Genomic DNA, 12267 nt, shown 5'->3' on the forward strand with positions numbered 1-12267 from the left:
AATGAGCGCATTCAGTGCAATCGGCGAGGAACGCGAGATCGACCGTAACGAGTACACGCCCGAGATCGAACCGCAGCCGACGTGGTGTCCGGGCTGTGGCGACTTCGGCGTCCTGAAGGCGCTGAAGGGCGCGCTGCCGGAGGTCGGCCGCACGCCCGAGGAGACGCTGCTGGTCACGGGGATCGGCTGTTCGGGCAAGCTGAACAGCTACCTCGACAGCTACGGCTTCCACACGATCCACGGCCGCTCGCTGCCGGTCGCCCGTGCGGCGAAGCTCGCCAATCCCGGCGTCGAGGTCGTCGCGGCCGGCGGCGACGGCGACGGCTACGGGATCGGCGGGAACCACTTCATGCACACCGCCCGGGAGAACCACGATATGACGTATATCGTGTTCAACAACGAGATCTTCGGGCTGACGAAGGGGCAGACGTCCCCGACCAGCCCGAAGGGGCACAAATCGAAGACGCAGCCCCACGGCTCGGCGAAGACGCCGATCCGGCCCCTGTCGCTGTCGCTGACCTCGGGCGCGTCGTTCGTCGCCCGGACGGCCGCGGTCAACCCGAACCAGGCCCAGCGTATCCTGAAGGAGGCGATGGAGCACGACGGCTTCGCGCACATCGACTTCCTGACGCAGTGCCCGACGTGGAACAAGGACGCGAAGCAGTACGTCCCGTACACGGACATCAACGAGTCCGACGACTACGACTTCGATCCGACGAACCGCGCGGACGCCCAGGAGCTGATGCGCGAGACCGAGGACAAACTGTACGAGGGCGAGGTGCTCACCGGTGTCTACTACCGCGAGGACGACCGCCCCTCCTACCAGCAGGAGAAACAGGAGATCGGCGAGATGCCCGACGAGCCACTGGCGGAGCGGTACTTCGACGGCGACTACGAGTGGGAGCGCTCGTACGACAACTTCATCGACAAGCACAAGTGAGCTGTCGGGCGGACGCACCCGTCTGACGGCCTCGTCGTCACGCGAATCGGCGGTCGCGGACCGCCGTCCGCTTCCGGCCGGCTCGCGGGGTTATCGTCGACACAACTACCGTTTTCTTATTCGCAAGGTATTTTTTCTGCGGGGCGAAATCATACGGCAATGAGTACGTCCTCGACGGCCGACCGCATCCTCGAAGCGCTCGAGGAGGACGCCCAGGCCTCCTACGCCGAGATCGCCGACCGCGCCGGCGTCTCGAAGCCGACGGTGCGGAAGTACATCAACAAGCTCGAAGACGAGGGCGTCATCGTCGGGTACTCCGCGGAGATCGACCCCAAGAAGCTCTCCGGGCAGACGATCGCGCTCGTCGGCATCGACGTGGACAGCGAACGCTACGTCGAGGCGACGCGGGCGCTGAAGGAGCTCGACTCGGTCGTCTCGCTGTACACCTCCTCGGGCGACCACATGTTCATGGCCGAGGTCCGCGCGGCCGACGGCGAGGAACTCGGCGAGGTGATCTCCGAGGACATCGGCGGCGTCGAGGGCGTCACCGCGGCGCATCCGTCGGTGCTGCAGGAGCGACTGAAATAGCCGACCGGGCGACCGGTTGGGCGTCTGGTTGGACGGTCGACCGTGGCGGCCGGCGGGGCCGCCGGGGGGACACTTCGACCGATCGGCTTCACTTTCACCGCGGGTGGCGACGGTTTTTGAGGGTTCGGGGACTCACCGACACGTATGGAGGAGACGCTCCCGGGGGCGCCGACGGACGAAAGTCGCGGCGAGCGCGTCGTCCTCCACGTCGACATGGACTGTTTCTACGCCTCCTGCGAGCGGCTGAAGGAGCCCGATCTCGCGGGCGAGCCGATCGTCGTCGGGATGGGGTACGAGCCGGGCGACACCATCGGCGCGGTCGCGACCGCGAGCTACGAGGCGCGCGAGTTCGGCGTCGAGTCCGCACAGCCCATCTCGAAGGCGCTGGAGCGACTCCCCCGCGTCGCTGACGCCGACCCCGACGACCCGGACGCGCCCGACCCCGCGGAGGCGGGCCACTACCGGCCCGTCGACATGGCGTTCTACAAGGAGGTCGCCGGCGACGTGAAGTCGGCGCTGCACGACCTCGCGGACACGGTCCGGGAGGTGAGCATCGACGAGGCGTACCTCGACGTAACCGACCGTACCTCCTGGAACACGGGCGAGGGCGCCGGCGACGCACCGCTCGCGGAAGGGTTCGCGCGCCACGTCCGCGAGCGCATCGAGCGCGAGGCGGGCGTGTCCGCGAGCGTCGGCGTCGCGCCGAACATGGCGACCGCGAAGGTCGCCTCCGACTACGACAAGCCCGAGGGACTGACGGTCGTCGAGCCGGGGGAGGTGGCCGACTTCCTCGCGCCGCTTCCCGTCTCGGACATCCACGGCGTCGGTCCGGTCACGGCCGGCGACCTCGCGGACATGGGCATCGAGACGGCCGGCGACCTCGCCGACGCGGACCCCGCCGAGCTGGAGGCGCGGTTCGGCTCGCGCGGCCGGGAGTTCCACGAGCGCGCGAACGGGCGCGACGACCGCGAGGTGACGCCTACGGGGCGCCCGAAGTCGCTGTCGCGGGAATCGGCCGGGCGGACCGCCGACGCGGAGACGCAGCGCGAGCGGGTTCGCGCCTTGGCGGCCGACGTGGCCGAGCGTGCGCGCTCGCGCGGCGCGATGTACCGTACGATCGGCGTGAAGGTCGTGTGCCCCCCGTTCGACGTGAACACACGCGCCGACTCGCTGCCGGGGCCGGTCGACGACCCCGACCTCGTCGAGGAGGTGGCGCTGGACCTGCTGGAGGAGTTCGCGGGGGAGACGGTCCGCAAGCTCGGGGTCCGCGTGTCGAACCTCTCGTTCGCCGCCGAGGAGCAGGCGACGCTCGGCGGGTACGAGGGCGCGGCGCCCGCGTCGGCGGCCGACTCCGAGGAGGACCGCGACGACGACCGCGGAGCCGACGCGGACGCCAACGCAGACTCGGATGCGGAGGCCAACGCCGACGCCGCCGGCGACGCGGACGCGGACGACGTGACGCGCCGGTCGGCCGACGGCGATGCGACGCTCGACGAGTGGGCCGACGAGGGTGACCCCGACGCCGAGCGGGAGCGCCGCCGGCGACGCCGACGGGGACAGGTCGACCTCGGGGAGTTCGGGTAGGCCGTCGACGACGGCGGCGGGTTGCCGCCCGCCGACGAACCTTTCGGGCGCGGACGACACGGATCGAGCATGGCAGGCGTCGCGACCGGACTGGTGCTCGGGAGCCTCGTGGGCGCGGTGGCGACGGCCGCCGGGTCGTACTTCGTGTTCCGCCGCCGGCGACGCGCCGAGACGGACCACCTCCGCCTCGCGTTCCGAACCGAACTCGAGGCGCTGTCGTACGTGGCCGACCTCGCCGAGGAGGGTCGCTACGAGGCGCTCGCCGCGAGCGTCGAGCCGCCGCAGGTGTACGAGAACAACGCCGACCGCGTGGGGCACCTGACGGACGACGAGGTCGAGGCGCTGGTCGCCTTCTACACGGACCTGTACTGGCTCCGGGACCAGCAGGACATCGAGGACAAGAAGGACCGCGCCGACGAGGTGGCGCGCGAGTGGCACGAGGCGGTCGAGGCGGTCCGGGCGGCCGGCTGACCGCGCGGCCGACCGACCGGGCAGTCGCCCGACCGGATCACCTCCGTCACCTCGCTTGCCGCCGCCGCGCCTCGCGTCCTACAGGCGTTCGCGTGCTACAGCCGACGCCGTCCGCTCGCGCCGACGGCGTCGGCGAACAGCGGCAGCGCGGGGATGACCGTCTCGACGGGACCGCCGTTGAACCGTGCGAACAGTCCCGCCACGTCGTCGACGGCCTCGGCGTCGAAGCCCGCCGCCACCGCGGATTCCCGCGAGAGCGCCGGGCGGTAGGCCAGCCCCTCGACGTAGTCGTCGACGACCGCCGACGCGTCGGTGACGGCGGCGTCGAAGTCATCGGAGAGCAGTTCGGGTTCGAGGTCGCCCCACAGCCGATCGAGGAAGCCGGGCCACTGCGCGAGACAGCGGTAGATACTCGGGAGGCTGTCGTCGTCGAAGCCGTGGAACGCACGGACGGCGTCGACGGCGTCGGCCGCGGCGTCGGGGACGGCGTCGACGGCGACCATCGAGGGGTCGAGCCCGCGGTCGGCGTCGAGGCCGGCGGGGTACGGCCCGGTCGCGGACGGGTCGTCGGGCACCGCGGTCCCCACGTCGCCGCCGTTCATCGCGCGGTCGACCAGCTCGAACAGGGTCGCGAGCCGCGGCGAGACGGCGTCGAAGGTGGCGATCTGGCCGCGCAGCTCCCGCGCCTCCGCCGGCGCGAGGTCGAGGTCGCCGGGGCGGTAACGGGGGCCGTCGACGGCCGAGAGGACGGCGTCGCGGTAGGCGACCGACGCCTCGGCGAACGCGCGCGTCTCGAACGCCGGTTTCACCTGTCCCCACAGGTAGCGGGTGAACTTCGGGTGGTTCGCGGTCGCCGTCCGCCAGATCCAGTTGACGACCGGGGCACGGAACGTGGCGCGGACGTCGTCGTACACCCCTGCGCGCCAGCCCGTCGCGTCGGCCGCGTGGAGTTCCAGGCTCGTGTCCATGCGCGGGCCGTCGATCGGTGTGCACCTAAATCCACGCCGCGGCTGTGCTGGCGACGCATCGTGGGACGACGCCCAAGGGAGTGTTCGCCGCCCACACCGACCATCCGCCGCCCATACGGAACGTTCGCCGTCGACCGCCGGCGTCAGCCGTACGTCTGACGCGACTGCCGAACTTTATACCCGGTGGGGAGCCAGGGTTCGGTAATGAGCGATGAGACCATCACCGTCGCGGACGTGAGCGACGGGGCCGGCGGCGAGTCCGGGCTGTCGGCCGGCACGCCCATCTCGCTCCCGGTGGTCGAGATCCTGACCGGGCGAGGGTTCATCACGGGCAAGTCCGGCAGCGGGAAGTCAAACACCGCCTCGGTCGTCATCGAGAAGCTCCTCTCGAACAGCTTCCCGGTCCTCATCGTCGACTCCGACGGCGAGTACTACGGGCTGAAGGAGGAGTTCGAGATCCTCCACGTCGGCGCCGACGAGGAGTGCGACATCCAGGTATCGAGCGAGCACGCGGGCAAGATCGCCTCGCTCGCGCTGGAGGACAACGTCCCGATCATCCTCGACGTGTCCGGCTACCTCGACGAGGACGAGGCCTCCGACCTGATCCGCGAGACGGCCAGACAGCTGTTCGCCAAGGAGAAGAAGCTCAAGAAGCCGTTCCTGATGCTCGTCGAGGAGTGCCACGAGTACATCCCAGAGGGCGCCGGGCTGGACAAGACCGGCAAGACGCTGATCAAGATCGGCAAGCGCGGGCGCAAACACGGCCTCGGCATCGTCGGCATCTCCCAACGCCCCGCCGACGTGAAGAAGGACTTCATCACCCAGTGCGACTGGCTCTGCTGGCACCGGCTCACCTGGGACAACGACACGAAGGTCGTCTCCAGGATATTGGGAAGCGACTACGGCGAGGCCATCGAGGACATGGACGACGGCGAGGCGTTCCTGATGACCGACTGGGCCGAGTCGATCCGCCGGGTGCAGTTCCACCGCAAGCAGACGTTCGACGCCGGCGCGACGCCCGGTCTCGACGACTTCGAGCGCCCGGACCTCAAGTCGGTGTCGGGCGACCTCGTCTCGGAGCTGCAGACGATCACCGACGAGCGCGAGCGCACCGAGTCCGAACTCGCCGATCTGCGCCAGGAGCTGGACAAGAAGAAGCAGAAGATCACCCAACTCGAACGCGAGCTGGAGGAGGCGCGGGACATGTCCGACATGGCCGACACCTTCGCGCAGGCGCTGCTCCAGAAGGCCGATGCCCCCTACCGCGGCGGGAGCGGGGAGAACTTCGGGCGGGGGGCGGGCGACGTCGGGGCGGCATCCGAGGCGAGCGGGTCGGCACCGGAGCCGCAACGCCGCGACGGGGATGCCGAATTCGGTGGAGTCCCGGGCAACGACCAGTCCGAACTGCACGACTACGAGGACCCCGAGGCCGCGGCGGCCGCCATGCCGGTCGAGACGGACGACGGCGGACGGGACGGCGCCGCGTCCGAGCAGGCGGGAGAGCGCACAAGCGACGTGTCCGACGCGGCCGCCGGCAACGGAACCGCGGAGGCGGCGGGAGCGGCCGACGCCGCCGGCGACGCTGCCGACCCGGCGGACTCGTCGAGGGGGGCGAGCGACGACCGCGTCGCGAGCGCGGTGCCCCCGACCGACGGCGTGGACATCTCGCCGGCCCGGTCGCGCTCCGGGTTCGACGGCATCGAGGACGCGGCGGCGTTCATCGACGGCGACGAGTTGCGCCGCCGCGAGGCCGTCGTCGCGGGGTTCGTTCGCGCCGTCGAGTCGCTGGAGGAGGTGACCCGCGGGATGCTGTCGGCCTACCGCCACGCCGGCCGCGCGACGCCGGTCGAGGCGCACCGCGCCGCCGACGGCTCGGGCGACCGTCGGTACGCGTACGCCCGCAACAAGGTGCTGCGACGGGCGGGATTCGTGGAGCATCGCAGCCGCGGCGAGTACGCCTACGCCCTGCCCGAGCTGGTTCGTCGGGTGTACGGCGAGCACACGGACGAACAGGACCTCGTGGAAGTGATCGCCGAGATCGAGGCGCGCGCCGGGCTCGACCCGGACGTGTCGCCGTGAGGCCGTGACGCTGAAACTCCCGCCCAGCGGCGACGACCGCTGGCGGCTGGCGGCGCACGCGCGGGTCATCGTCTACGAGACCGACGACGGCAACGAGCTCCTCACCGTGTACGACTGCGGCGCCGCCCAGAAGCCGCCGTCGGCGCAGGTGATCGGCAACCTCGTGCGCGTGAACGCCGATCACGAGCTCGAACACGGCCCGACGGGGTACGCCGTCAGCATGCGGGAGGCCGCGGACCTGGTCAAGCAGGACGACCACCACTACCTGATCGAGGCGGTCGACCGGGACGACTGAACTCCGCTGGACGGCAATCGAGTGTCGACGCCCGCGTCCGTGTGTGAGTAGTTCACGATCCGGGGGAAGCCTCTTGACGCTCGGTGTCGACGCTGTCGTCAATGGAGACCTCTTCTCCGTCCCGTTGACCGACGCGTCGGCGAGGGCGCGCCGGTCGACACGGCGGGGACCGCGCGGTCCCCGGGACGCACGACCAGCGAGCGATCGGCGGCGGGCGCGGCGGGGTCGGGACTCACCTCCCGACTTCGACGGGCGCGCGGCCACAACACACAGTGAACGTACGAGACAGACTCACCGGCGGGCGGGCGGTCGTCGCCGCCCGCGACGAGGATTCGACGCCCGATACGACGGAGATCCGGCGCCTCGCCGAGGCGGCGGGCTACGACGTGGTCGGCGAAGTGACACAGCGACGCGCGGAGGACCTCCGATACAACCTCGGCGAGGGGAAGGCGGGCGAGTTGGCGGACCTCGTCGCCGAGGTCGACGCCGACGCGGTCGTCTTCGAGGGCGCGCTCACGCCGGGACAGTACGCCGACCTGCTTGACCTGCTCCCGCCGGCGGCGACGCTGGTGGACCGCTACCGGCTGGTGCTGGAGATCTTCGCCGAGGGGGCGGGGTCGGCCGCGGCGAGGACGCAGGTGCGGCTGGCGACGCTGCGGTACGAACTCCCGCGGGTGCGACGCACGACCGAGGAGTCCGTCCTGAACCGGGCCACCGAGAAGGGGTCGCCGGTGCTGGACGTGGAGCGTCGGATCGACACGCTGGAGGCGAAGCTCGACGACATCGCCGACGCGGCGGCCGACCGCCGCGAGCGACGCCGCGAGGAGGGGTTCGACCTCGTCGCGCTCGCGGGCTACACGAACGCCGGGAAGTCGACGCTGCTGCGGCGACTGGCGGACGACCTCGCGGTCGAACCGGACGACAGCAACGACGGCGACGACGACCCCGGAGGTAGTCACGCGGACCTGACGGAGACGGCGCCGACGGAGGACCGCCTGTTCGAGACGCTGGAGACGACGACGCGCCGGGCGACGCTCGGGGGCCGACGGGCGCTCCTCACCGACACGGTGGGGCTGGTGGCCGACCTCCCGCACGACCTCGTGCGATCCTTCTCGGCGACGCTCGACGAGATCGGCGCCGCCGACGCCGTGCTCGCGGTCGTCGACGCGAACGCCGACGAGGAACAACTCCGGCGGCGCCTCGAAACGACCGTCGAAGTGCTCGCGGCGGACGCGACCGGGCCGGTGATCCCCGTCGTGAACAAGGTCGACCGACTGGACGACGCCGAGCGCGAGGCCGCCTTCGCGGTCGTCGACGAGGTGCTCGCCGCCGGCGACGTGGACACCCGCGAGCCCGTGGCGATCAGCGCGCTCGACGGGACGGGCGTGGACGCCCTCCGCACGACGGTGATCGAGGCGCTTCCCGGCGCGACGGCGACGCTCCGCGTGCCCAACTCGGGCGAGGCGCAGGCGCTCGTCTCGTGGCTCCACGACCGCGGCGACGCCGACGTGACCTACGGCCCCGAGTCGATCGAGGTCGCGTTCGCGGGGAGGCCGTCGATCGTCGCGGAGGCCCGGCGCCGCGCCGCCGACCTCCGGCCGGACGACGGCGACGGGTAGCCGAAGGCACATCCGCGTCGAAGGCCTTTCACCGGTATGGACGCGACGCTCGAACTCCCGACGGGCGAGACGGTCGACACGGAGACGGTGTTCAGCTTCAACGGCTACCCGTACCGCTTCCGTCCCCTCGACCACGGGGAGTACGCGTTCGCGCTCTCGCCGCTGGTGTGGGGCGGCGGCGACATGGACGTGCCCTTCGAGGACCGCGCGGAGCTCCGCGAGCAGTGGGGCCCCGAATCGCGTGGCGTGCTGACCGACGAGGAGTGGCGCGACTGGCTGGTCGAGGCCCGGGCGGACGACCGCTTCGGCGACGACGAACTCGACGCGGTGGAGCGGGAACTGTTCGGGACCGAGGCCGGGCTGCTCGACCGCGTGAAGCGGACGTTGGGCGTTGGATGACTGCGGGCGGCGACCGCGTCGCCCCCGGCCGCGCGGTCGCCGAGGATCCGAGCGCGCGGCCGGAGTACGCATCCTTAAGAAGCGTCCACCACTTCTCTCGCGCATGAACACGCGCGACCTCTCGGCGAACGCGCCGTACGTCCCCGGCCGCGGCGTCGAGGAGGTGGCCCGCGACCTCGGGCTCGACCCCGACGAGCTGGTGAAGCTCTCCTCGAACGAGAACCCGTTCGGTCCCTCGCCGAAGGCCGTCGAGGCGGCGAAGGCAGCCGCCGAGTCCGCCCACGTCTACCCGAAGGCCGCACACGCGGACCTCACCGAGGCACTGGCCGAGAAGTGGGATCTTGCCCCCGAACAGGTGTGGGTGAGCCCCGGCGCCGACGGCTCGCTCGATTACCTCTCGCGGGCGATGCTGTCGCCCGGCGACCGGGTGCTCACGCCCGACCCGGGGTTCGCCTACTACCCGATGAGCGCGCGCTATCACCACGGCGAGGTGGCGACGTACCCACTCGAGAAGGGCGACGGCTTCGCCCAGACCGCCGACGCGATCCTCGACGCCTACGACGGCGAGCGGATCGTCTACGTGACGACGCCGCACAACCCCACGGGGAGCGAACTTCCCCGCGACGAGCTCCTCGCGCTGTTGGAGGGCGTCGGCGAGGAGACGCTCGTCGTCGCCGACGAGGCCTACGGCGAGTACACCGAGACGCCCTCGGCGGCGGGGCTGCTCGGCCAGTACGAGAACCTCGCGGTCACGCGCACCTTCTCGAAGGCGTACGGGCTCGCAGGGCTTCGTATCGGCTACGCGCTCGTACCCTCTTCGTGGGCCGACGCGTACGCCCGCGTCAACACGCCCTTCGCGGCCAACGCCGTCGCGCTCGACGCCGCGCTCGCGGCGCTCGGGGACGACGAGCACGTCGAGAAGAGCGTCGAGTCGGCGACGTGGGCGCGGGAGTACATCGCCGACGAACTCGACGCGCCGACGTTCGACAGCGCCGGCAACTTCGTGCTCGCGGAGGTCGGCGACGGAAACGCCGTCGCGGAGCGCACACAGGAGCGGGGCGTGATCGTCCGCGACACCGGCTCGTTCGGGCTTCCCGACTGCGTACGGATCTCCTGCGGCACGGAGGCGGAGACCCGCGAGGCGGTCGCGACGCTGAACGAGGTGCTCGCGGACCTGGAACTCGGGGTCGAAGCGTGACTGGGGGCGGTCCCGTCGACCGCCTCGCGGTCACGGGCACCCCGGGGACCGGGAAGACCACCGCGACGGACCTGCTGGCGGCCGAGCGCGGGATCGAGGTGGTCCACCTCAACGACGTGATCCGCGAGGAGGGGCTGTACGCCGAGCGCGACGAGGAGCGCGACTCCCTCGTGGCCGACCTCGATTCGGTCGCCGAGCACCTCGGTGACTGGTCGGGCGTGGTCGACTCCCACCTCGCGCACTACCTTGACGCCGACCGCGTCGCAGTGTTGCGGTGTCGCCCCGACGTGCTCGAACGGCGGCTGATCGAACGCGGGGAGAGCGAGGCGAGCGCACGCGAGAACCGCGAGAGCGAGGCGCTGGACGTGATCCTCGGCGAGGCCGTCGACCGCTTCGGCGAGGATCAGGTGTACGAGATCGACACGACCGACCGCGACCCGGAGCGCGTCGCGACCGAGCTGGGCCGCGTGCTCGACGGCGACCGAGAGCCGTCGGCGGGCGAGGTCGACTTCGTGGAGTACCTATGACGCTGGATCAGCTCCGGCCGTTGGCGGAGAAGGGCCTCAGCCCGTTCGTCCGGGTCGCAGACGGCCTCGGGCTCTCCCCCGACGGCGTGAGCGTCATCGCGTTCGCGTGCGCCGTCGCCGCCGGCGTCGCGTTCGGGCTCGCGCCCCCCGCGGAGGCGCCGCTGTCGTACGTCGCCGGCTCGCTGCTCGTGTTCGCCAACGGGTGGCTCGACCTCGTCGACGGCGCGCTCGCGCGGGCACAGGGGACCGACTCTTCCGGCGGCGATCTGCTGGATCACGTGCTCGACCGCTACGCCGACATCGCGGTGCTCGTCGGCCTCTCGGCCGGGATCGGCCGCTACGGGCTCGGGCTCGCGGCGGTGACGGGGGTGTTGATGACCTCGTATCTCGGCACGCAGATCCAGGCCGTCGGCATCGGCCGCGAGTACGGCGGGCTGTTGGGTCGCGCGGATCGGCTCGCGCTCGTGGGCGTCGTCGGCGTCGTCGCCGCCGCGGTTCCGGGGCCACTGGTCGCCGGCCTGGGCGCGGTCGCGGTCCTGTTGCTCGTGTTCGCGATCGTCGGCCACCTCACCGCCCTCCAGCGCTTCTGGGGCGCGTGGACCGACCTCCGGTGATCGCGGTCGTGTCGCGCGAACCGACCGACGCGGGACGTGTGCGCGGACGAATACTTTTGTCCCCCGGGTGGAATGGCGATGGTATGACCGGTACGACGGAGGGCCCCGACGCCGCCGAACCGATCCGCCGCGGGTCGGATTCCACGCTCTCGTCGGCGCTGGCGAAGCTCGACGACGGGTGTTGCGTGCTCGTCACCGGGGACGTCTCCGAGGAGGCCTATCGCGTCGCGTCCTCGCGGTACTTCGGCGCGCCGCACCGACGGCGACGGCGGGTGCTCGCGCTCACGACCGGGGGCGCGGCGTCGCCGGAGGCGTGGCTTCCGGACGGCGTCGACGCGGCGGACGACGGTGCCGCTGTCGTTCGCCTGGACGGGACGGTCCGGGACCCGGCCGCCGCGGCGGGATCCGACGCCACCGGATCGGGATCTGACGCCGCCTCATCCGGACCTGACGCCGCCGCGCCGTCGGCGTTCGAGTCGGAGGCCGAGACGACCGAAACGCCGAACGCGGATACCGACTCCGGCGCGGGTCCGGATCGACTCGATCTCGACGGGACCGTCAGCGACCACAAGACCGTCAGCGACGACGGAGCGACGGACGGGGAGGCGGCGACCGTCCGGACGACGCTGCTGGACGCGATCGACGAGGTCGACGAGGACCGATCGAACCGGCTGGGCCTCCGGGTCGGCGTCTTCCGGGTCGACATGCTCTGGGCGACGCTGGGCAGCGAGGCGACGGGGCAGCTGTTGCGCGAAGTGTCTCGAACGACCCGCGATCGCGGCGGCATGGCGCACTTTCACCTCCCACGACCCACGGACGGAGACCCGCGTTCGGACCCGATCGTCTCCGAGTTCGTCGAACTCCTCGACGACGACCTCGACGTGATCGTCGAGCTACGATGCCGTGAGTCGGCGCCCACCCCGGAGGAGCGATGGCACATCGTCGGCTGGGGAACGACCGAATGGAACGCGCTCCGGTGACCGCA

The 12267-nt window shown here is 71.4% G+C and carries 13 protein-coding genes; 12 read left to right on the plus strand and 1 reads right to left on the minus strand.

What is annotated here, in order from left to right; translation table 11 throughout:
* The first annotated feature begins 1 nt into the window (after nt 1).
* The 4 genes from K6T50_RS03050 (at nt 2) to K6T50_RS03065 (ending at nt 3583) form a co-directional block, all read left to right on the plus strand.
* A complete protein-coding gene (locus K6T50_RS03050; RefSeq protein WP_222607958.1) occupies nt 2-940 on the plus strand; it encodes a thiamine pyrophosphate-dependent enzyme in 939 nt (312 codons plus the stop codon).
* A 159-nt stretch (nt 941-1099) separates the two neighbouring features.
* Nucleotides 1100-1528, plus strand: a complete 429-nt coding sequence (gene lrpA1 / locus K6T50_RS03055) for an HTH-type transcriptional regulator LrpA1 (protein WP_222607959.1) — start codon at nt 1100-1102, stop codon at nt 1526-1528.
* A gap of 144 nt (nt 1529-1672) precedes the next feature.
* A complete protein-coding gene (gene dinB, locus K6T50_RS03060) occupies nt 1673-3112 on the plus strand; it encodes a DNA polymerase IV (protein WP_222607960.1) in 1440 nt (479 codons plus the stop codon).
* A gap of 69 nt (nt 3113-3181) precedes the next feature.
* Nucleotides 3182-3583 carry a hypothetical protein gene (locus tag K6T50_RS03065; RefSeq protein ID WP_222607961.1) on the plus strand — a complete coding sequence of 134 codons (402 nt, stop codon included), beginning with the start codon at nt 3182-3184 and terminating at the stop codon, nt 3581-3583.
* 95 nt (nt 3584-3678) lie between these two features.
* On the opposite strand, the gene K6T50_RS03070 is transcribed toward K6T50_RS03065, so the two are convergent.
* Nucleotides 3679-4551, minus strand: a complete 873-nt coding sequence (locus K6T50_RS03070; RefSeq protein ID WP_222607962.1) for a halocarboxylic acid dehydrogenase DehI family protein — start codon at nt 4549-4551, stop codon at nt 3679-3681.
* A gap of 204 nt (nt 4552-4755) precedes the next feature.
* On the opposite strand from K6T50_RS03070, the gene K6T50_RS03075 reads away from it, so the two are divergent.
* The 8 genes from K6T50_RS03075 to K6T50_RS03110 all read left to right on the plus strand — a co-directional run bounded on the left by K6T50_RS03075 (nt 4756) and on the right by K6T50_RS03110 (nt 12262).
* The gene (locus K6T50_RS03075; protein WP_222607963.1) at nt 4756-6630 is read left to right on the plus strand and encodes a helicase HerA domain-containing protein; all 1875 of its coding nucleotides are present in this window, start codon (nt 4756-4758) and stop codon (nt 6628-6630) included.
* Nucleotides 6631-6634: 4 nt separating this feature from the next.
* Nucleotides 6635-6925: a hypothetical protein gene (locus K6T50_RS03080; protein WP_222607964.1), complete on the plus strand. Its 291-nt coding sequence runs from the start codon at nt 6635-6637 to the stop codon at nt 6923-6925.
* A 272-nt stretch (nt 6926-7197) separates the two neighbouring features.
* Nucleotides 7198-8544, plus strand: coding sequence for a GTPase HflX (hflX, locus tag K6T50_RS03085; protein WP_222607965.1), 1347 nt, complete (start codon nt 7198-7200; stop codon nt 8542-8544).
* Nucleotides 8545-8580: 36 nt separating this feature from the next.
* Nucleotides 8581-8943: a hypothetical protein gene (locus K6T50_RS03090; RefSeq protein ID WP_222607966.1), complete on the plus strand. Its 363-nt coding sequence runs from the start codon at nt 8581-8583 to the stop codon at nt 8941-8943.
* Nucleotides 8944-9046: 103 nt separating this feature from the next.
* Nucleotides 9047-10141 carry a histidinol-phosphate transaminase gene (gene hisC, locus K6T50_RS03095; RefSeq protein WP_222607967.1) on the plus strand — a complete coding sequence of 365 codons (1095 nt, stop codon included), beginning with the start codon at nt 9047-9049 and terminating at the stop codon, nt 10139-10141.
* Nucleotides 10138-10668, plus strand: coding sequence for an adenylate kinase family protein (locus tag K6T50_RS03100; RefSeq protein WP_222607968.1), 531 nt, complete (start codon nt 10138-10140; stop codon nt 10666-10668). The genes hisC and K6T50_RS03100 overlap by 4 nt, the downstream gene beginning before the upstream one ends.
* On the plus strand, nt 10665-11282 hold the full coding sequence (locus K6T50_RS03105) for a CDP-alcohol phosphatidyltransferase family protein (protein WP_222607969.1): 618 nt from the start codon (nt 10665-10667) through the stop codon (nt 11280-11282). The genes K6T50_RS03100 and K6T50_RS03105 overlap by 4 nt, the downstream gene beginning before the upstream one ends.
* Nucleotides 11283-11365: 83 nt before the next feature.
* Nucleotides 11366-12262, plus strand: coding sequence for a DUF7504 family protein (locus K6T50_RS03110; RefSeq protein WP_222607970.1), 897 nt, complete (start codon nt 11366-11368; stop codon nt 12260-12262).
* The last annotated feature ends 5 nt before the right edge of the window (nt 12263-12267 follow it).

Source organism: Halobaculum magnesiiphilum, assembly GCF_019823105.1.
Lineage (GTDB): Archaea > Halobacteriota > Halobacteria > Halobacteriales > Haloferacaceae > Halobaculum > Halobaculum magnesiiphilum.

What these genes read in the sequence shown, in the direction of transcription:
- K6T50_RS03050 (WP_222607958.1), top strand. Translation starts at nt 2, where the DNA reads ATGAGCGCATTCAGTGCAATCGGCGAGGAACGCGAGATCGACCGTAAC.
- hisC (WP_222607967.1), top strand. Translation starts at nt 9,047, where the DNA reads ATGAACACGCGCGACCTCTCGGCGAACGCGCCGTACGTCCCCGGCCGC.
- K6T50_RS03090 (WP_222607966.1), top strand. Translation starts at nt 8,581, where the DNA reads ATGGACGCGACGCTCGAACTCCCGACGGGCGAGACGGTCGACACGGAG.
- dinB (WP_222607960.1), top strand. Translation starts at nt 1,673, where the DNA reads ATGGAGGAGACGCTCCCGGGGGCGCCGACGGACGAAAGTCGCGGCGAG.
- K6T50_RS03065 (WP_222607961.1), top strand. Translation starts at nt 3,182, where the DNA reads ATGGCAGGCGTCGCGACCGGACTGGTGCTCGGGAGCCTCGTGGGCGCG.
- K6T50_RS03070 (WP_222607962.1), bottom strand. Translation starts at nt 4,551, where the DNA reads ATGGACACGAGCCTGGAACTCCACGCGGCCGACGCGACGGGCTGGCGC.
- K6T50_RS03105 (WP_222607969.1), top strand. Translation starts at nt 10,665, where the DNA reads ATGACGCTGGATCAGCTCCGGCCGTTGGCGGAGAAGGGCCTCAGCCCG.
- K6T50_RS03075 (WP_222607963.1), top strand. Translation starts at nt 4,756, where the DNA reads ATGAGCGATGAGACCATCACCGTCGCGGACGTGAGCGACGGGGCCGGC.
- lrpA1 (WP_222607959.1), top strand. Translation starts at nt 1,100, where the DNA reads ATGAGTACGTCCTCGACGGCCGACCGCATCCTCGAAGCGCTCGAGGAG.
- K6T50_RS03110 (WP_222607970.1), top strand. Translation starts at nt 11,366, where the DNA reads ATGACCGGTACGACGGAGGGCCCCGACGCCGCCGAACCGATCCGCCGC.